Annotated in this window: 16 protein-coding genes; 6 read left to right on the forward strand and 10 right to left on the reverse strand. The window is 35.1% G+C overall.

All coding sequences use genetic code 11. The annotated features are described in order from the left end of the window. The 3 genes from HS129_08935 to HS129_08945 are packed head-to-tail and all read left to right on the forward strand — an operon-like array spanning window position 1 to window position 2,820. Window positions 1-1,122: a DegT/DnrJ/EryC1/StrS family aminotransferase gene (locus tag HS129_08935; protein ID MBE7412168.1), complete on the forward strand. Its 1,122-nt coding sequence runs from the start codon at window positions 1-3 to the stop codon at window positions 1,120-1,122. Then, window positions 1,109-1,807, forward strand: a complete 699-nt coding sequence (locus HS129_08940; protein MBE7412169.1) for a hypothetical protein — start codon at window positions 1,109-1,111, stop codon at window positions 1,805-1,807. The genes HS129_08935 and HS129_08940 overlap by 14 nt, the downstream gene beginning before the upstream one ends. A 2-nt stretch (window positions 1,808-1,809) precedes the next feature. After that, window positions 1,810-2,820, forward strand: a complete 1,011-nt coding sequence (locus tag HS129_08945; GenBank protein MBE7412170.1) for an NAD(P)-dependent alcohol dehydrogenase — start codon at window positions 1,810-1,812, stop codon at window positions 2,818-2,820. Between the two features lie 10 nt (window positions 2,821-2,830). On the opposite strand, the gene HS129_08950 is transcribed toward HS129_08945, so the two are convergent. From HS129_08950 to HS129_08960, 3 genes are all read right to left on the reverse strand, one after another. After that, window positions 2,831-4,831: a YjgP/YjgQ family permease gene (locus HS129_08950; protein ID MBE7412171.1), complete on the reverse strand. Its 2,001-nt coding sequence runs from the start codon at window positions 4,829-4,831 to the stop codon at window positions 2,831-2,833. Window positions 4,832-4,836: 5 nt separating this feature from the next. Further along, window positions 4,837-6,156, reverse strand: coding sequence for a tRNA (N6-isopentenyl adenosine(37)-C2)-methylthiotransferase MiaB (miaB, locus tag HS129_08955; GenBank protein ID MBE7412172.1), 1,320 nt, complete (start codon window positions 6,154-6,156; stop codon window positions 4,837-4,839). Between the two features lie 103 nt (window positions 6,157-6,259). Further along, window positions 6,260-9,358, reverse strand: a complete 3,099-nt coding sequence (locus HS129_08960; GenBank protein ID MBE7412173.1) for a SpoIIE family protein phosphatase — start codon at window positions 9,356-9,358, stop codon at window positions 6,260-6,262. A gap of 318 nt (window positions 9,359-9,676) precedes the next feature. Here HS129_08960 and lpxD point away from each other — a divergent pair, with 318 nt between their 5' ends. Both lpxD and HS129_08970 read left to right on the forward strand, forming a co-directional pair. Beyond that, window positions 9,677-10,741, forward strand: a complete 1,065-nt coding sequence (gene lpxD, locus HS129_08965) for a UDP-3-O-(3-hydroxymyristoyl)glucosamine N-acyltransferase (GenBank protein ID MBE7412174.1) — start codon at window positions 9,677-9,679, stop codon at window positions 10,739-10,741. 665 nt (window positions 10,742-11,406) lie between these two features. Continuing rightward, on the forward strand, window positions 11,407-11,898 hold the full coding sequence (locus HS129_08970; GenBank protein MBE7412175.1) for a DUF1564 family protein: 492 nt from the start codon (window positions 11,407-11,409) through the stop codon (window positions 11,896-11,898). A 788-nt stretch (window positions 11,899-12,686) separates the two neighbouring features. On the opposite strand, the gene HS129_08975 is transcribed toward HS129_08970, so the two are convergent. From HS129_08975 to HS129_08995, 5 genes are all read right to left on the reverse strand, one after another. Beyond that, a complete protein-coding gene (locus HS129_08975; protein MBE7412176.1) occupies window positions 12,687-13,181 on the reverse strand; it encodes a hypothetical protein in 495 nt (164 codons plus the stop codon). Between the two features lies 1 nt (window position 13,182). Next, on the reverse strand, window positions 13,183-13,473 hold the full coding sequence (locus HS129_08980; protein MBE7412177.1) for a hypothetical protein: 291 nt from the start codon (window positions 13,471-13,473) through the stop codon (window positions 13,183-13,185). Further along, window positions 13,463-13,615 (reverse strand): hypothetical protein, encoded by a 153-nt coding sequence (locus HS129_08985; protein MBE7412178.1) that lies wholly within the window; start codon window positions 13,613-13,615, stop codon window positions 13,463-13,465. Before HS129_08985 ends, HS129_08980 begins: the two co-directional genes overlap by 11 nt. Window positions 13,616-13,804: 189 nt before the next feature. Beyond that, the gene (locus HS129_08990) at window positions 13,805-14,422 is read right to left on the reverse strand and encodes a transposase (protein MBE7412179.1); all 618 of its coding nucleotides are present in this window, start codon (window positions 14,420-14,422) and stop codon (window positions 13,805-13,807) included. Window positions 14,423-14,441: 19 nt separating this feature from the next. Further along, window positions 14,442-14,885, reverse strand: a complete 444-nt coding sequence (locus HS129_08995; protein ID MBE7412180.1) for a hypothetical protein — start codon at window positions 14,883-14,885, stop codon at window positions 14,442-14,444. Between the two features lie 399 nt (window positions 14,886-15,284). Between HS129_08995 and HS129_09000 the strand changes: the two genes are divergently transcribed. Then, on the forward strand, window positions 15,285-16,493 hold the full coding sequence (locus HS129_09000) for a polysaccharide deacetylase family protein (GenBank protein MBE7412181.1): 1,209 nt from the start codon (window positions 15,285-15,287) through the stop codon (window positions 16,491-16,493). A gap of 7 nt (window positions 16,494-16,500) precedes the next feature. Here the strand turns inward: HS129_09000 and HS129_09005 are convergent, their stop codons facing one another. Continuing rightward, a complete protein-coding gene (locus HS129_09005) occupies window positions 16,501-17,772 on the reverse strand; it encodes a TolC family protein (protein ID MBE7412182.1) in 1,272 nt (423 codons plus the stop codon). Then, on the reverse strand, window positions 17,772-20,867 hold the full coding sequence (locus tag HS129_09010) for an efflux RND transporter permease subunit (protein MBE7412183.1): 3,096 nt from the start codon (window positions 20,865-20,867) through the stop codon (window positions 17,772-17,774). Before HS129_09010 ends, HS129_09005 begins: the two co-directional genes overlap by 1 nt. Window positions 20,868-20,873 lie beyond the last annotated feature (6 nt).

Here is a 20,873-nt window from a genome sequence, read left to right on the forward strand (position 1 = left end):
ATGGGTGTCCCATTTATAGATATAAAAAGATTTGAGAGCGGATTTTTAGAAGAGTGGAACGAAAAAGTAAAAAACTTGAGCGCGAAAGCCGGTTTCATCGGTGGAGAAGAAGTTACCAACTTGGAAAAAAATCTATCCGATTATTGCGAAGTCAAGCATACAATTTCTTGTGCAAACGGAACTGATGCTATCCAGCTCGCCTTACGAGCTGTAGGCGTTGGAAGAGGAGACAAGGTGTTACTGCCCGATTCTACTTTCTGGGCAACTTATGAAGCAGTCGTAAATTGCAGTGCAGACCCTTACACAGTTGACACTGACATGAAAGACCTGCAAATGAATTTTAGTGACTTTGAAAAAGCCGCAAATGAAGTAAAACCCAAAGCTGCCATTTTAGTTCACCTGTACGGATGGGGATCGGAAAGACTAAACGACTATAGAGAATTCTGTAAGAAAAAAAATATTATACTGATAGAAGACGGGGCACAATGTTTTGGCGTGAAATACAAGGGAGAAGAAATTTACAAAAATGCGGTAATCTCTACTACTTCTTTTTATCCAGCAAAAGTTCTTGGGGCTGCGGGAGATGCGGGAGCAGTATTCACAAACGATAGTGCACTTTCAGAAAAGGTTAGAATTTTAGCCAATCACGGAAGAACTTCTCACTATGGTCATGGTGCTGTCGGTTGGAATTCCAGAATGGATTCCCTGCAAGCAGCATTCCTAAATCTATCTCTAAAAAGATTTCCAGAAAGACTTGCCTCAAGAAAAAGTATCGCAAAAAAATATCACGATGAACTTTCTAAACTTGGGGTGAATAGGATTCTTCCTCCCACTGATTTTGAAGAAAATGGATATTGCAATGTGACTCTTTTCCCAAATGAAAAACGGACAAAATTAGAAGCTCTATTGAAAGAAAAAGGAATCGGATTCGGAAATATTTATCCAGGAGCTATGAGTGATCAACCGGGTGCAAAAGAATTCTTAAAAGCCAGATTCGGAGGGAAAAATGCACAAGAAATTTCTTCCACAGTTTTAAATCTTCCCTTATTCCCATACATGAAAGACGAAGAATTCAAGGAAGTAATTGGAGTAGTCTCAGGATTTCAGAGTGGAAAAGATTAGACTCACAGTAGTAATCGTACTGCTTTCGATTTTAGCAATTCTTACTTTTACACTTTCCAAGAGCTGGTTTTTTTTCGATAAAGGAATCGAACTAAAAGACGAAGAAATTGCAACCGAAGAAACATCAATCGAATGGAAAGACGACCCCGGGTCATTCTCACAAATTATATGGCAAAATTTTTTGATCTACCCTACCGGTCTTGTAAAAGAATCCGGTGGGTTTGGACCGGAAGAAACACTTCACCATGCGAAAAATCTGACTTTTATAAATTTGAATACTGGGGAAAACACAAAATTATTCCAAAAAAAAGTGTATATCTGGGATTATTTTTCGGGAAACTTTAAAAAGAAAAACAACAAGATCAATTCAGATGAGGCTAAATTTGATTCTATTGATATAGGAAATCGTCTTATTATAATAGCAATGACAGAAGATACGAATAAAGACGGATTTTTAAACAATAGAGATAAACCAAAACTATATGTTTATGATCCCTTAGGTGGAGACCTTACGTCCGTGATACCAGATAACTTCTGGTTTGAAAGAATATTGTACAATACCAAAAAAAATACACTCGCTTTAGTTATAAAAAAGAGTCCCCAAAAAAAAGAAGAGAAAGAGATTTCGGCTTTTCTTTTTTATAATGTAATCACACAAAAAAAACAGATCATTATTCCAGAGTAATTATGAAAGCAATTCAAATAGATTCATTCGGCTTAGAAAATATCCAATACAAAGAAATCCCAGACCCGGCACCTGTAGAAAGTTCTGAAGTTTTGGTTCGATTTCGTGCGGCATCTTTAAACTATCGCGACTATCTTGTAGTGACTGGTAAATACAACCCAAAATTTCCTCTTCCTTTAATCCCATGCAGCGATGGAGCAGGTGAAGTTGTAGAGATAGGAAAAAATATAAAAAACTTTTCTGTAGGCGACAGGGTTTGTGCAACTTTCGCACCAAATTGGGATTCAGGAAAACCAACCAAGAAAGAAATCAGAGCCTCTCTCGGTGGTCCACTCGACGGCACTTTGAGAGAGTATGCTGTTTTACCGGAGTCGGGTTTAGTGAAAATTCCATCCCATCTGTCTTTTGAAGAAGGAGCAACTCTACCTTGCGCAGCACTAACCGCATGGTCTGCCCTATTTGGTGAATCTCCTGTTCTACCGGGTGAGTCTGTAGTCATTCAAGGAACGGGTGGAGTCTCAATTTTTGCATTGCAGTTTGCGAAGCTCGCCGGTGCGAAGGTAATTTTAACTTCATCTTCAGACGAAAAATTATCTCAAGGAAGGAAGTTAGGCGCAGACTTTCTTATCAATTACAAAACAGACCCGAAGTGGAGTAAAAAAGTTCGAGAGTTTACAAATGGAGAAGGTGCAGACCATATAGTAGAAGTTGGCGGAGCCGGTACCTTAGACGAATCTATTCAATCGGTAAAATTATTTGGAAGCATTTATCTAATCGGGGTCTTGAGTGGCTCTTCTCCTTCCTTAAACTTACTCCCTATCGTAATGGGGCAGGTCAAGATTCAAGGAATAGTAATCGGACCAAAAAAAAGTTTTGAAAAAATGAATAGGGCAATCACAGAAAATTCTATTCATCCTGTAATAGATAAAATTTTCCCGTTAGAAGAAACTCGCCGCGCAATTGAATACCTTAGAGATGGTAAACACTTTGGAAAAATAGTGATAACCATTTAAAAAAGTTCAGTTATTTAGAGGTCAGTTTATTTCGTATCCGATGAACGATAAATTTTATTTTACTCCATACAAAATACATTGGCTTTAGGATAATTTTTACCTTGTTAAGATAAGGAGATACTTTTTGAAAAAAAGGACTAATAAATGGCGTACCTGCAAAAAGTCGTTTTTTGAAAAAGAAATTGTTCAAAAAGCCAATAAAAGCGCCATTTTCTAGCGTTGTAAAAAGCCCTGAAAGGGGTTTTTTTTGCAGTAGCGTCATAAATTTAAACCATTTTTCAAAAGGTAGTTGAATGTCTGTTCTTGTCATCATTATATAGATACTGATGGATGCGATTACAATATTGGCACTCCAAGGACCGATCCAATTTGGAATTTTAGATTTATAAGAAATGCTATTCCCTAAAATAAAAAACAAATAATAAATAAATAAAAACACTATCGCAAGAGTAAAGCTCATTCCCTTCCCCGATCTTTTCACTACAAGACCTAACGGAAAAGATAAAAAGAAAAATATCTGACAAGAAATTGGAGCAGCTATTCTTTTATGTATCTCTACATTAAAAGCCGTAACTGTTTTTTGGGAGTCTTTGAGTAGATTTAAAAGTTGAGTGAGTGTCGCATAACGGTTAGTGAGATCGTCAGAAGATAGAGTTCCATTTTGAGCACCTGTAATTATATCCATCTTCATCTGATTGACCATAGAATTCAACCCACCGATTCCTTTTATGGACAACCCCATTTCCTTAACCATTTCAAGTCCGGGCACATTTTCAAGCCCTTCTGATTCAATGCTCCTTTTTATTGAAAAAAGCATGGGAAAAGAAAAAGTCTCCGGTTTGATATTAAAACCAATCATAGATTTTTGTTTTTGAGTAGGAACATTATAATCCATTTCCCCGTTCAAGAAATTTGTGATGGTGAATCCGTCTTTTTTTTCGTTCCACTCCAATACAAATCCACGTTTCAATCGAATGGATTTTTCATATTCCCCTTTTAAATTTTTCTTTTCTACAATCGTGCCTTCTTTTGCAGAAATAATTTGAGTAACCCTTGATCCCCCCATAGGGATTACAATATTGTTATGGCGAATAAAATCATTTCCCTCCATATAAATTTCCCACTCTCTGATTTGTACACCTTGCAGTTGGCCTGTATCACGATTCATCCCTTCTGTGTACAGAGTCCTGCCTTTTTTAGCAAAAGTTTCTTGAGTTTGATCACCACTAAACTGTCCGGGTGTAACTGCAATCATCGGATTGTACGCCATGATCCAATTATTGAACTCATTTAACTTTCTGGTATTTTCAGGAGCAAGATAAAAATTTAAATACCCCACTACAATTGCCGCAAGAAAACCAAATATTAAAAAATTAGAATAGATTCTTGTAAAACTAATTCCAGCTGATCTCATTGCAGTAATTTCAGAATCACCGGAAAGCCTGCCGGATGCCATAATCCCACTCATAAGACAAGCCATAGGAATAGTTGACGGCAGTGTATTTCCAAGAAGATACCCAAAATAGTCTAAGAGTCTAAGTGCGTCAACTCCCTTCCCTACAAATAGACCTACCATTTTTTGCAGAGCCATTGCCATATAGATCATCGTAAAAAAAGCAAGAGCCACAAGAAACGGACTGACAATTTCTTTTAGAATATATTTATTCAAAATAGGAAATCGAAAAAATGGGAAAATTCTTTTTTTGTCTGTGTGGATTATAAATGGCGTACCTGCAAAAAGTCGTTTTTTGAAAAAGCAATTGTTCAAAAAGCCTATAAAAGTGCCATTTTCTAGCGTTGTAAAAAGCCCTGAAAGGGGTTTTTGCAGTAGCGTCATAAATCCTTTAGGCATATCTTCACCGGACTGAATCCGTATAGTTCTTAAATCTTCTGTAGGATTTTTATTTGATTTTGGTAAACCAGTGAATTCTTTTTTTACGACAGGATTCTTTTTGATTCCGGTTTTTTCTTTGGATGATTTTTTTTTGGTAATAGGTTTCTTTTTTGGCATCTTGCCTAAACGGATTTCCCTTTTAGTGTAGCGCTTGTCGCAGACTCAATTTTTACGTTTACCAATTTTCCGAACATATCCTCCGCTTGAAATCCTTCCAAAATCGGGAATACAGCCATTCTACCGCAATTGGTTCGTCCTGAGACCTCTTTGTTTGATTTTTTGGAAGTTTCTTCTACTAGTATTTCAAAAGTTTTTCCGATTTTTTGCTGGTTGAGTGAGTGAGAAATCTTAGTCTGTAAATTTACTAACTTGGTCAATCTTTCCGATTTCTCTTCTTCTGAAACATTGTCTGTAAAGTGCTTTTTAGCAAATGTTCCTTCTCTTTCAGAATACTTAAACATAAACGCCATATCAAATTTACACTTCTCGATTAGGTCTAAAGTATCTTGGAAGTCGTCTTCTGTTTCTTCAGGGAATCCAACAATTACATCGGTTGTCAGTCCTACATCAGGCACAAGACTGCGAATTTTTTCTACAAGACCTAAATATTCTTCTCTTGAATAATTTCTTTTCATTAGTTTGAGTATCTTTGAGCTACCCGATTGAAGGGGAAGATGAATATTTGGAGAAAATCTTTTTTCTTTAGCCATTAGCTCTAAAAGATGAAGTGGAAAATCTTTTGGATGAGGGGAAGTAAATCGTATTCTCGAAATGTCCGTATCGAGTAAAATCGCCTGTATGAGATCCGTAAAATCCAACTTATCGTATTTATACGAATTTACATTTTGTCCAAGCAGTGTAACTTGCTTTACCCCTTTTTCGCATAAGTCTTGGATTTCTTTTACAATAGATGAAACATCTCTACTTCTTTCTCTTCCTCTGGTGTAAGGGACAACACAAAAAGTACAGAAATTATTGCAACCTCTCATAATCGTAACAAAAGATTGAACTTTATTTATTATGCTTGGCTGGATTTCATCATAGGTTTCAATTTTTGATAATCGAGTAAGACTAATTTTTCTTTCACCAGATCGAATTTTTTGGATTATGCCGGGTAGTTCTCTATAATTGTCAGGGCCAACCACTACATCTAAAGGAAGCTCAAGATGAAATAAATCTTCTCCAAGGTTTTGAGCCATACAACCAAGAATCCCTATGATCAAGTTTGGATTTTTCTTTTTTAGGTAGCCTAAATTTTGTAGTCTTCCGTAAATTTTTGCGTGTGCATTTTCTCTCACGGCACAAGTATTTATAAAAATTATATCCGAGTTTTCTACCGAAGTGGCCTTGCTATAGTTCGCCTCTTTCATAAGAGAAGAAACAAGCCCCGAATCGTATTCATTCATCTGGCAGCCGTAAGTTTCAATATACACTCTGCCCATCTCACGATCTAAAAGTCTTTCTGTGGTTATTTCTTGTACTTGAGTATTCACAATTCTAAATTATTTTACCAAAAAAATCTGTAAAGCCGATTTGATTCGTTTGTCAAATACTTGCCTTCTCTTTTAGGATTTCTTTTAATTTTAACCCTCTCGCATTAAGAGGATCTTTCGCAAGTGCCGATTCTAATATTTTTTCTGCACGGGTGTACTGCTTGATTATAGAGTACGTTTCAGCAAGATGAACTAAGTTTTTTATTTTTTCTGGATCTCGTAGTCTAACTCTTTCACCGTAATCGACTGACTTGGAGTGAAGACCTGCTTTCCGATAACAGTAAGAAGCAACAAAAAGCATTTCTGTATCTCCGGGCTGGATAAAAATAAAATCTTCTATATAAGAAATTGCATCTTTATATTCCTTTTGATCTATATACGCCTTGATAATCGCTCTCAATAATTCTGGCTGGTATGTATTTTCTTTTAGGGCAAGTTTTAACTCTGAAATTATAGCCCCACTCTCAGTTAAAGATTTTATTTTTTCTAAAACTTCTTCAGATGAAGATACACTGTCTGTTGGTTCTATATTTTCTTTATAACTCAAACGAATCAAAGAAAAGTCGTCTGTGATTTCACCGGCTTTTTTAATTTCTTCTACTGTTTGTTGTAAATCCCCGTTTGAAGTTTCAATATTTTTTAAAAATAAAGTTTCATTCTCATTGATGATTCTTTCACCATTCTCGTCTGTTCCAAGAAGTAAATCGTCTCTACCGTCAGAGCCGATGTAGATAACGTCTCCTGCTTCAAGTTGAAAGGTACGAATAGAAATTTCTCCCTCCATACCGTGGGTACCGAGTTTACGAAACAACAATTCACTCTCAATAAATTCGGCTTTTTTGTCTCTGTAAAGAACTGTCCACGGGTGCTCTGCGTTTAGATAGTACATAAGCCCAGTTTCTTCATCTACTAAACCTATTACAAGAGAGATCAACATGGAGCCGTTAAAACTTTCGAATATTTTATGAAGTTCGATAAATGTATTTTTAATCCATCTTTCCGGGTGTGTGTCTTGGGCTTGATGAGTGATTCTTGTCCTTTCTATAATAGATTCAAAAACTGCTCCAAGAACTAAAGCACCACCTGCCCCTTGAATCGACTTACCCATTGCGTCTGCATTCACAAAGGCAATGTAATTTTTCTCTTTTAGAATTATATTTTGAGCTGCACTAATATCTCCACCGATCTCTTCGTGTCTATTTCTGAATTCAAACTGCTTTTTCTGCTTTGTGTAAAATTCTAAATGAACATTCTTGCTTTTTGTTTTGTTCGTTCCGAGTGGCTTGAGAAGAAGTGAAGTAAGAAAGTAATCTCCGTCTTGCTGTTGCTTCAATGCTTGCACTTCATCTAAGGTATTCTTCAATTCTTGAGTTCTTTCTTCTACTTTAATCTCAAGAGTTTCGGCATAGTCTTCTAATTTCTCTTTACTGTCTCGAATAGAGCTAACCATACTGTTGAACGATCTGGATAAAAATCCAATTTCATCTTCCACTTTTACTGGAACTTCAACTTCCAAGTCTCCCTCGTTTACTTTTTTTACTCCGGCAAGCAAGGAATCGAGAGGATTGATTAATGCACCGAGAAAGAAAAAACGAAAACCGACTGTAATAAATAATACAAACAGTGTAAGTATGATTACCATTTTTTTACCGGAAACAGTTACAAAACTTCTGTACGCTTTAGTGGAATAACCATACTCTGCCAAAGTATCCTTTTCTTCATCATACACTACAAAAGAAACAAAATGTTTTTCTGAATATGGATTGCCCCTATACACCCTTGTTCCCTCTTCATTCATTGGCAAAATGTACAAAAGAATTTCAGATTTTAGTTTTTCTTCTTCCGAATTTGATTTTTGCAAATGTGTAAGCATGACTTGTTTAAAAGTTTCAAAATCCCCACTTTGAGAATTTAGAAACTTCGTAAGTTGACCTCTGAAATTACGATTCTCCATTTTTTTTATTTTTATTCTTCTGTAATTTAGGAAAGACTCCAAAGAATCCAAAGAATTTTTTAGAGTTAAAAAAATCTTAGCTTCAGGAGAAACAGAAGTAGATTTGTTTTTTAAAAATTCTCGATAGCCTCCAAAATAAGAGTGAGAGTCTGTAATAATAGTTTCTATGTCTGAAAAAGAATTCAGAGATTTCATTTTTTCATATATTCTTGTATTTAGAAACTCAAGTTTTAAAGATTCATTTGCTTCACCGAGTTCTTTTTCAGAAATCTTCTTTTTTAACTCGTCCTTTTTGGGGTCAAAATAAATTGAGTACTCTAAATCTTTTTCTGATTTAGTGTTTTGACTATAAAATAACTTTGAGAGATTTGCGTGAGACTTGCTATAAAACTCTTCTCTATCTTGAAGTGAGTAAAAACTAATAGATAAAAATGCAAGAAGAAGAGTTACAATGCTAATCCCGATAATCTTTACCATAAAACTTGTTTTATCTTTTGTAGTATTTATATACGTTACTACAATTATAAACCCACCGATTACGGAAGTTAAATCCCAAATTGTATGGTAAGTTGACCTCTCTAACGCACCTTCTCTACTAAGAGAGTTAGCTACAGCAGACGAGCCTACAATAATAAAAATAGAAATCATGATAGCAAAGACCGCCCATCTCTCCCATGTCTTAGTCACTATTGTTCTCCAAATTCCAATCCCTATCATCACAAATGTATTGAGTAAAATAAAAAGCCCAGAAATTTTATTTGCAGATTCTGCTTCAAAATCGTAATAAAAACCAGAAAAATTATAAGTTATCTTTGACTGTAATGTTTGTACTATAAAAAAAATCAGCATGACAATAGATAACAACCCTTGCCCAAGTCCAAAAATTCTAGAAAATCGTAAATTTCTAGGATCAGGAAAATAAAAGAAAAACTTACAAATTGCAAAAATTCCGAATAAGGTTCCCCCAACTGTCACATATCTGTGATAAGCACCCAAAGGAGAGTAATAGCTGGAAGCAACAAAATAAGCAAGCCCCATAATACCTAGAGAAAATACAAACGCCATGCCCATATAAAAACTCGCCTTAGAGCGATTTGGAATGGTTAAAAAGAATAAACCAATCAATAAAAAATAAAAAAACGGAATAAGAGAGCCTACTGAAAAAAAATTAAAATAGAATCGATCGAAAAAATCCATTGGGATACCTTCTTATTTTGACTTATGAAGCAGGTTTTATTGGTTATTATCATTCAAAAGAAAACCAAGAAATCCCATAGAGAATGGAACTATTAGAAATACATTTTGTCAAATCAATAAATGGCGCAACGGCAAAAAGTTTTTCTTGGAAATAAATACACTCCAATACTTAAGAGAAATCGCCATTTACTAGCTACCCAAGCACTTGCGTTGCAAGAACTGGGAAATAGCGTCAAAAATATATTGATTAAAAATTTTTCTTTGACACAAATTGAAAGAATCAAAATCATAAAAAAAAATATATCAAATGGTATCTAAATGAAAATTTCAGCAGACGAGATAATACAAGACTTTAAAGAAACAGGGATCTTGCAACTGATTAGAGGGGGCAAGATAATTGCAGAAAATATTTCTTCTGCGGAAGATTGTAAAAAAGGGGACTTGGTTTTTGTTGATAATAAAAAATATATCGACTCAGTTTTAAAAAATTCTCCCTCAGTGGTAATCACTAATTCAGATTTAAAGGATAGTTTTCCTGAAACTGAAATTTCCTCTCTAATTGTAGCTTCCAATCTCGGACTTGCACATGCACTTATACGCCAAAAATATGCAGATCGAAATTTTAGAGATACCGAAGAATGGGGGAAAGTTCACCCAAACTCAGTCGTTCATCCCACTGCCAAAATTCACGAATCTGTAATCGTTGGTCCTTGTGCCGTTATCGGTAAAAATGTTTTCATTGGAAAAAATTCAGTTATCATGGCAAATGTTGTGATTGAATACGATGTAAAAATTGGTGAAGATTGTATTTTGTATCCAGGAGTTTATGTTGGATACGAATGCATCATCGGAAATCGAGTTACCATAAAACCGGGAAGTATCATAGGCTCAGAGGGTTATGGCTTTGCACAAGACAAAGAGAAAAAAAGTTATCGTATCCCTCAAACAGGGAAGGTAATCTTGGAAGATGATGTATTGGTAGGAGCAAATAATTGTATTGATAGAGCTGCTTATGGACAAACCATTATAGGGAATGGTACAAAAATGGATAATCTTTGCCACATAGCGCATAACGTCCAAACCGGAAAAGATTGTCTATTGACAGCAGGGCTTGTAGTCGCTGGCTCTACAAAGATTGGGAACAGAATGATTGCAAGCGGTCAGGCAGGAATTTTAGACCATTTAACTATTGCAGATGATGTTGTTCTTGTTCAAAGAGCTGGTGTTACGTCTGACATTAAAGAACCCGGAATCTATGCTGGTCTTCCAACCCTGCCTCTCTCGGATTACATGAAAACTACTGCGATTTTCAGAAAACTACCGGATTTGAAAAAAGAAATTTCAGACATAAAAAAAAGAATTTCTGATTTAGAAAAAAAATAATCTTTTCTAAGACTATCTCAAAAAATGGACTTTGGCTTGTCGTGGGGTAATCCTTATTTTTTCGAGCCTACTTTCGGGAACTATTTAGAAGATGATGATGGAAATAGTGAAGTTAGAAATCTTTTTTATTAGGTTTATCTTTTACGATAGAGGTTTTGAAATTTCGCTTTTAGTGCAGATTTTACACTTTTCGTACACAAATGTGGGATCTCCACTCTTTTTAGTAAAGTGCATGTTTTATACCAATTGTGAACCTTTTATGCAAAAATGTGGGAACTCCAATTCGGAGGACTGATGCTTGAAGTCTGAGGTCGGAAAAAGTGAAGGTAGAATCTTTGCAAATAGGTTTATCTTGTAGGATGAGGTTTTGAGCTTTAGTAGAGTTTTTGAAATTACGCATTTAGTGCAGATTTTATACTTTTCGTACACAAATGTGGGATCTCCACTTTTTTCAGTAAAGTGCATGTTTTATACCAATTGTTCACCTTTTATGCAAAAATGTGGGAACTCCATCGTTTTAGGTGGATTACGCCTTTAGTGCAGATTTGGGACTTTTTCTGTAAAAGCTAAAAAAATTTTCCAAAAATTGCAAAATTTTTTTTTCTAAAGCAAACTTTTTTTACCTTATAAAGAAGAGCAGAGAATTTTACTTTAAGGAGAAATTTATGAACCCACAAAAATTTACAGAAACACAATCGAGCTTGCTTGTTCCGGCAAAATATATGGACGAGTTTAATAGGAGAACAACGGGTTTTTCGAGACGAAAATATTTGCACGCACTGTTGAATAGATACAGAAATGTGATTCTTTGGGGGACTTTTGAGAAGATGGAGAGGGTCAAAAAGGCTTACCAAGAAGTCGGACAGAATTTGCAGAAGAAGAATTTTACCCCGAATAACGAAGACTGGATTGAGCTTGGGATTCTTGCAGACTGGCTTGGCACCACAAAGACCGCTCTTTTTACTCTTTTGTTAGTGCTTGACCTTGCCGAATGGGACATAATTCTCCCCAGCCGATTCTTCGAGAATGGAGTTCCCACCCCGGTAACCACGATTGCGGGGGGAGCTTACCTTTCCAAGAGAAAAACTACTCGCTACAATAGGCTAAAACGACACAAACCCGACGAAAAAGAAGCAAAAACCCCTAACCTACTTTAAACCTATTCCGCCTAACGTCTCAATTTATAATTTTGCACACTGTGTGCAAAATTAAAGAAAAATTTTCCAAAATGAGCCTATCTAAATCCAAGCAAATATCCATACCCCTTATATTTATTGGCTTATCTATACCATCTCTCACCCCTTTTTCTTGTTTTTCTGAAATGAGTTACATTTCATTTATGGTTATTAAAACTGAAGAAATTGGAGTAGAGCTACGTGACATATTGGAAAAAAAGATTGCGAAAAACTATAATGATTAGAATTCGAGACGAGAGTCTCTGTTATACAATTTTAAATTTCTGACCTCTTCAAATATTTGCCTGAATTACAATTTTTTGAAATTAGACCATTCAATCCATTTTCAATGAAGGAACTTGGGCACTTTGCCCACAAGGCCTGTTTGGGAAAAGATAGAAGCACTAAGAATAAAAAGTGTAGCAGATTCTTTTCTATAAATGGCGTACCTGCAAAAAGTTGTTTTTTGAAAAAGCAATTGTTCAAAAAACCAATAAAAGTGCCATTTTCTAGCGTTGTCCAGCTCTTGTCCACAAGGGCTGGACAATAGCGTCATAAATTAAATTATTTTTGGGAAGAACAAATAAATTTTTTCACCAGAAATATCGCATAACGTTAGAGCGTATGAGACGTTTTTGTGAAGGCAAGTATTTTTGCTTCCGTTTGCAAAAATCGTGACTGAACAAAAATATGGCGTAGCCCAAGACCCTGAATCTTTTCTCGGGGTCGCGGCTCATCACGCTCATGTTGTGCGTTTGTTGGCACTTGAATTATAAAATATTGCATTCCTTTGCCTTAGAAATTATAAATTTTTTATCTTTACACCTTTCCAGAATTTCATAATTATTTTTCAACCTTTCAACTTTTGAGATCGCTATACTTTTTTGATCTAATTGCTCAATTATAATTGTGGGTAAAAAATATAAGTCATAAGTGTTCTCATCTATAGGGTGAATTCCATTGACAATATCTGATGTCTTTGTTGATTGGATATATGTTTTAACATCAGATTTATATTCCCGATCAACTCCTCCTCTTGTACCTCCGGTAAAACTTATTGAGGTTCTAGCAGTTTTTACTTGACACCTAATTATTTCTTCCTCTTCACCTTTATCTTTTAGTGCAATGATGATATCGTAAGGTGATAGTGGCAAATCTACTAAGGAAATATTCCTATATTTTTTCATAAGTAAACCAACTACTATATGCTCATGGGTGAAGCCATCTATGGAAGCCTGCCTTCCTCGTTCCTCTGAATTCTCCATACTACTTCCTTAATACAATAATCCAATCTGTATTAATTCTCTCATTTCTTGGAACTTTTATAAAATGTTTTATTATCTCTGAACCGAAATAATTTTCAATTTTAAATCCAATAAGTTCTGCCATATCCATTAGGTAACGCCAAGACTGAAAAATTTCACCACGTATATTATTATTTCCTACTACTACAATATATCTTCCATTATATTTTAGTACGCGATGAACTTCTTGAAGGTTTTGAATAAAAATGTCCCATTTTTCGTTAGGGTTTACAGAGGAATTTTCATACAGCATGTTGCATAATTTCTTTTTCGTCAATATATTTTTCAGTCCTTACAAATACCTTTAAAAAATCATCGATTGTCGCATAACCTTTCACTCTCCGGAACTTTTGTTCCTGATGTAGAAATGCAGCACCAGCCCAACGCTTAATCATGTCTCCCTGCTTAATCCAACGTTTTACTCTGAACATTCTAAAGCGTGGATTAGAGAATGCCGATTCAATTAGATTTGTCGTATAGAAGGAAATCCGTAAAGATGGGGGCATTTTTATTTTATGTAAAGTCAACAACTCATCAATGCATTCATGGAAACTTTCGGCAGCGTTATGACTAATCTTTCCCAGCTAATTATGAAGATTTTCGAATTCTCGTTTTGCTTCATCATAGTCATTGAGTCCATACGCCTGGCGAAGTTTTTCCTTGAATTCGAAGTGATATTTTTTTGCCAATTTTGATTCAACGTTCCATGATTTATGATTCAAACATCTTTGGATGACAACCTGATTATCAAAATGATTTTCCAGAGCTTTCTTAAGTGCCTTTGATCCATCGATTACCGCAACAACCTTTTCAGTAAAGAGGATTCCTCTTTCTCGTAACTGATCAAGACAAGAAAGAACTACTTCTGTATTTTCGGTAGAACCTTGAGAAATCGATAGAAAATGCTTCTCGCCTAACGTATCAACACCAAGAATAACAACGACTACATCACCTCCAATGTGGATGCCATCAACCATTATGGCCCAAAAATTTCGGTCTGCTATTTTTCTCGAATTCAGTTTAACGGCGCTTTCACGCACGAAACGTTCTATTTCAGTCACAGCATATGTACGAAAATAATTTAGACTCATTTTTTGTGATTGATCAGAGGATTGAGATTTGTTTTGTTTGTTCATTGGGAACCTTCCATTATTTATTTTTTTGCCAAAAACCATAGTTTTGGCTGGTTCCTCTTTTTTCAAACCCTAACGATTTTTGGGACTATCTCGGGTCTATATCAATTCCTACGCTATTTCTCCTTAAAAAATTCGCCTCAATATTAGTTGTGCCACTTCCGGCGAAAGGATCTAAAATAATATCCTTTTCTTCTGAATATTTTTGGATAATCCATCTTGGTAATTCGGGAAAAAATTTTGCAGGATACTTGTGAATCCCATGCGATAAAAAACTCTGGTCATAACTTATAAATAAAAATCTATCTTCATTTTTAATTTCTAATTTAATTGGTATATCACCATCTACTCGGACTAATTGTTCGCCAAAGGAATTAAAAATTTTTTTGGTAGAAATTTCAGAGAAAGAAAAAAGTGAATCTGAAAGTTTTTCTCTTTTTCGAAGAAGACTTTCTTTTTTTTTCTCAAATCTTGCGTTTATTTCATCGAGAGAAATTTGATATTCAGGGCTTTTGGAGACACTTTGTACCATACTATGTAACTTTATCTTCGGGATAAATATCTGCAATATTTTTTCATACCAGAAAAGAGGAATAGTGCTTTTTTAGGAAACTATTGCTCTTTGAATATGATTTTAAAAAATTAAAACCGTTACCTATGTCCTGATACATACAAAGTGCCAATATCGCATAACGAACAATAATCTAAACACAATAATATAAGTCAAAAATTATCATTTGATTTCATTTTAAAATCCCTAAAAAATTATTTTATTTCTCTAAATTTTTTCCTTCTTTTCCTTAACATGAAACGCATCTATTTTTTAAATGGAACTCACAAAACTGTGACATAAGTTTTCACAGTCAATTTAGACCAATTTTAGATGAGCTATACATTTTTCCGATAATAGAATTAGAGTCGGTAATTAAACTTGGAAGAGAATCTAACAGAAGAAGAAAGAGCAGTCCAACAAATCGTCAATGAATTTTCAAAAGAAAGCTCCGAATACAACGAATACGAAATCAAAAGAAAAAAACTATTCCTTTTTGGAATTATTACTTTTGCCTCAGCGATATTGATTTCGATATTCATTTATACAATCAGCAGTTTCTATTATCTAAAAAGTCAGATTGAAAAAAAAGAACAAGAGTTAGAAGAATTAGAACAAAACTACAGTTCCCTTCTTTTGCAGGAAGAATCCAAAGAGGAAGAGCTACTGAAACTAAAAGAGTCTATGGTAAAGATTGGAAAATCAGATATAGACTTAAATGATGTGATTAAACAAAATATAGAATCCATACGATTGATGAATGAAGGCGCGACAGGTTTCAATATTTCCAGAGGGAATGTGAACTTTAAAGAAATTGCATTAACTTTTGATCTAAGTTCTGGAGAAGATCTGCGTAACCTCTATGATTATATTCAAAAATACGATATACGCACAACAATATTTATTTCTAATGAAGTGGACTCGGATCTCACTGGAGCGTTATTTCTTTCAGAGAATATTTCTATGCTAAAAAAATTAGCTTCTCTTGGAGAAAAGGTGGAGTTTGGAAATCACACTTGGAGTCATTTCAATCACCATAGAAGTTTGTTTGAAAGATCTTTCAGAAAAAGACTCGCCTATAGTTATCTTTCAGATTCTCCTCTAAGTTTTGAACTTATGGGTGAGCAAATTCTAAAAGTTGAAAATAAATTCAAAGAAATTACTGGTAGAGAAATTTCCAAAATTTATCGTCTCCCTTATGGCTCGATGAATCAGCTCATTTTAAATTCTTATGCAAAACTTGGATACGATAAACATATTTTCTGGTCATCGAATGGACCAAAATTATCACTGGCGATTCTTGACTATATAACAAATCCCTACATTTCTAAATTCAATTCAAATACAAAAAAGAAAGAGCTTATCAAAAACCCAAACTATTGGACTAGCTCGGAAACAAAAACAATTCTATTTGATTTTGAAAAAAAAGACAAACACGGAATGAATGGAGCCATTATCCTGATGCACCTCGGAACAAAAAGGAAATTTGATAAATTATTTTATGTTCTTCCAGAGTTTATTTCAGAAATGAAAAAAAAAGGATATTCCTTCGTAACAGTGTCAGAGGTTTTAAACGATAAGCAAGACTAAAATAGCCTTACTCGGTATTTAGATTCAAGTCAAATCCTAAAGAATATTTGTAACGAAATAGAACAGTTTCATACTGCATAAGTGTATCTATCAGCATTAATCTTGTCTCGTTAAACGCTCTTCTTGTGTCCATATACTCAATGAGTGTCGCACCACCACTTTTATAGGCAAGCTCCATAATCTTAATTGCCTCGGTTGACTTAATAATAGAATTTTGATTAATATTTTTTATGGCGCTATAACGTATTTTTATTTCTTCGCTTAAAATTTTAATCTCATTTGTAAGATTCAAATAAAGCTCTTCTTTGGATTTTTCTGCTTGTTTTTTTGTTGCAATGCTTTTCGCAATTTCACCTTGATTTCTTGAAAATACCGGAATAGGAACTGTAACTGTAGCACCATAAAATTTCTGATTTTGTTGATTGAAAGCGTCTAACGCAACCACTACATCAGGAACTGCATGAGATTTCTGAAGACGAATATTAGAAATAGAAAGCTCTTCATTTCCGATGAGTGCCAAATAATCAGGTCTTCCGTGTAACGCACTTTGAATTGCAGTATCAACCTGAATCTCAGGAGGATCATTGGGAAATGCTAAATTCTCATTGATCTGAATGTCTATTTTATTAGAATCATGTCCCAACAATACCGTTAAAGCTGCCTTAGAACGAAGGTAGCTGACTTTGTTTTGAATGATTTGGGTAGCGTATTGATCTCTTGCAACCTCGGAACGAATTAACTCTAAATTAGAAATATCTTGCTTTGACAATCTCTTCTTATTGATTTCTGCAATTAGATTCATTGCAGTATAATTATCTTCTGCAAGAAGGAGTCTCTCTTTTGCAGCGAGAGTCTCGTAATACACAGTACCTATCATCAGATAAACTTGTCTTACCGCTTCTGCAAATAAGAGCTCTGTTACTTTCATGTTTTTGTCGGCTAAATTCATGCGGGCTTCTCTCTTGCCGGCTGTTTCAATTTGATAGCCAAGGTTAATTCCATACTGCTGGGCTTCGGGATCAAATTTGCCTTTGTAGTAAGGGAAAACATCTGCATTTAGAGAGATATACGGATTTGGACGAAGAGACGCAGTAATTTTATCTCCTTTGGCTTTATCCAATTCATACCTAGAGACCAATATTCTCTTTGAGTTTTTCAAACCAATTTGCAAGGCTTCATTCAAATTCGTAAGTTTTATACTCGTGATTGAATTCTCTGCAAAAACTGAATGACTCAGGATTACAAAAAGAAAAAGAATTCTTTTAAATATTTTTTTCATTAATTGTAAGTTCTTTTATAATATTTTAAAGTTAACAACGGCATTGTGTACATACCTAATATGAGTGCAAAAATTAATCCTCCGACAATTACAGTCGCCATTGGGCGTTGAACATCAGATCCGATAGCGGTAGTAAACATTGCTGGAAGTAACCCAAGTATTGCAACCGACATCATAAGTAGTCTGGGTCTGAATTGATCGGCAGAGACTTGCAATACTAACTCGTTAAGGTGGTGAGTATTTTTTCTCCATTCACTCCTAAAATGAGAAATATAAATCACTCCACTCATAATGGAAACTCCGAATAAAGAAATAAACCCTACCCCTGCGGAAACGTTCAAATTCATAGACCTTACAATTAGAAAAATACTACCCCCGGCTATTGCAATCGGTATCGTTGACAATACCAAAAGAGTGTCGGTAATATTTTTAAACATACTATACAAAGTAAAAATTACAAGTAGAAGTGTAATAGGGACAACCACGACAAGTCTTTTCCCTGCTCTTGTGAGATTTTCAAATTGTCCTCCCCATTCTATGTTCATGTTTTCTGGAAATACAATATTTTTAGATACAACTTTTTTCGCTTCAGCTACAAAACTTCCTTGATCTCTGTCTTTTATACTCACCCAAACAGAAACCATTCTTCTTCCATTTTTTCTGGCTATCATACTTGGAGATTCTTTCAATTCAATTTTTGCAATCGAAGAAAGTGGGTATTTTTTATTTGTCTTACTTCTAATGAGTAAATTCCCGATAGAATGTATTGTTGCTCTTGCCTCTTCCGGATAACGCACTGTGATTGCATAACTTTGATTATTCTTATACAAACGACTGATTTCTTTTCCTCCGATTGCCATTTCTGTCAAATCTTGAACATCAGAAAAATTTATTCCTGCTCTCGCTGCGGCTTCACGATCCATTGTAATAATTAATTCGGTTTGAGGACCTTCTTGTTCTATCCCAATTCCTGCAACTCCTTTTAAAGGAGAAATCAAATGTAAAATCTCCTCTGCCTTTTTTCTAAGTTCGACTACATCAGCTCCCGAAATCTGTATAGACAGGTCTGCGGCAGAGCCGGTGACCGCTTCAGACACATTATCCAAAATAGGTTGAGAAAAACTAAATCTCACTCCAGGAAATTCGGCGATCATTCTATTTTTTAGAATTTCAATCAGCTTGGATTTTTTATTAACCGTCTTCCACTGTGAATAAGGAATAAGCGTGATAAGTGCTTCGATTCTATTGGAGCCAAAAGGATCTGTCCCGTCGTCATTTCTGCCGGTTTGCGTGACCATTGCTTTTACTTCAGGATACTCCATTGCAATTGTCCGAAGTCCCTCTGCAATTTCTGCTGTTCTTTTTAAATGAACCCCAGACGGCAAAATGCACCTTAGGTTTAAAGAGCCTTCATCTAATTCAGGTAAAAATTCTGTACCGGAAATAAAAATAAAAACAATTAAAATCGTACCGACTGAAACAGAGACGATTCTCAAAAACTTACCCGGATGAAGAAGAATTTTTTCTAAATGCTTTATATATAAACTTTTCATCCACTCAAATATTTTAAACTCTTTTGGCTGAATAGGCTTTCTAAAGAAGAATGCAATGATTACGGGAAGAACTGTCAGAGAAAATATCAAAGCTCCAAGGAGAGTAAAAAACAAAGTAAAAGCCATCGGTCGAAATAATTTTCCTTCTACTCTTTGAAATAAAAAAATCGGAAGATAGGCGAGTAAAATTATTACAATAGAATAAATCACTTCCTTCTCTACATACCCCGATGAGGTTTCTATGATCTTATCAATATCAGATTTTTTTTTCTTTAAATCATTCTTTCGGATAAGGCTAAAAATATTTTCAATAATCACTACAGAGCTATCCACTATGATTCCAAAATCTATTGCACCCAGGGACAATAGGTTTGCAGGAATCCCGGTAATGTGCATTAGAGTAAATGCAAAAAGTAGAGATACTGGAATAGTAATCGCAGTTGCAATTGCAGCACGCACACTTCCAAGTAAAAATATCAGCATAAACACAACGATAGAGATTCCCTCTAACATCGTTCTAACCACTGTTTTTAAAGTAACAGAAACAAGCTCTTCTCTATCATAGATAAATCGAATTTTCATTCCTTTTTCTTGGAGTAGCTTTTCGATTTCAATAAATCTACTTTTTATATTGTGAATCACCTCACTCGGATTTTCTCCTCTCCTCATCAAGATTAAACCTTGCACTCCATTGCTTTGCGTAAAAGCCGGGTCACTTAAGGAATATCCAAGAATTCCTTTTGGAGTTGCCGGTACGATTTTTACTTTTCCTATATCACGGATAAAAATTGGGATTTCTTTTTTTGTTGTAACAATAACACTTTCAATGTCAGATTCATTCTCAATAGCGCCTATCGCACGCAAAGGAATTCCTTGATTCCCGCGACTAATAACGTTTCCACCAGTATTCGCATTATTTTCTTCAACCGCATGAGCTATATCTTTTAATGTGACATCATACTTATCTTGATTGATTGGATTTATCTCAATCTGGTATTGCTTAATTTCCCCTCCGAAGGTGATCACATCAGCTACACCGGGAGATTGAAGTAGTCTCGGAATCAACTCCCAAGTTTGAAAAGTTCGAACATCCATTATAGAAGATTTTTCATCCGATTCAATTACATAACGTAAAATTTCACCTACAGGTGTAGAAAGTGGACCGAGAACCGGTGGCTCAACCCCTTCAGGTAGAATCACCTCACTTAATTTTTCTGTTACCAAAGTTCTTGCAAAATAATCATTCACGTTCTCATCAAAAGTTAATCTTACAATAGAAAGTCCAAGTATGCTTTGAGACCTTCTTGTGATTACCTTTGGAAGTCCGTTGAGAGTTCTTTCAAATGGAATAGTTACAAGTCTTTCTACCTCCGAAGCTGCACGCCCGGGAAATTCGGTAATCACAATCACTTCAGTGTCTGCTACATCAGGATAAGCCTCAATTTTTAACTGAGTAAGAGAATAAAATCCGGCAAGCACTACAAACAAAAGTCCAGCAACTACAAGCAACCTTTGCTTCAAAGAATATTTCATTAGGCTCATATTTTA

This window comes from Leptospiraceae bacterium (genome assembly GCA_015075105.1).
Classification (GTDB): domain Bacteria; phylum Spirochaetota; class Leptospiria; order Leptospirales; family Leptospiraceae; genus JABWCC01.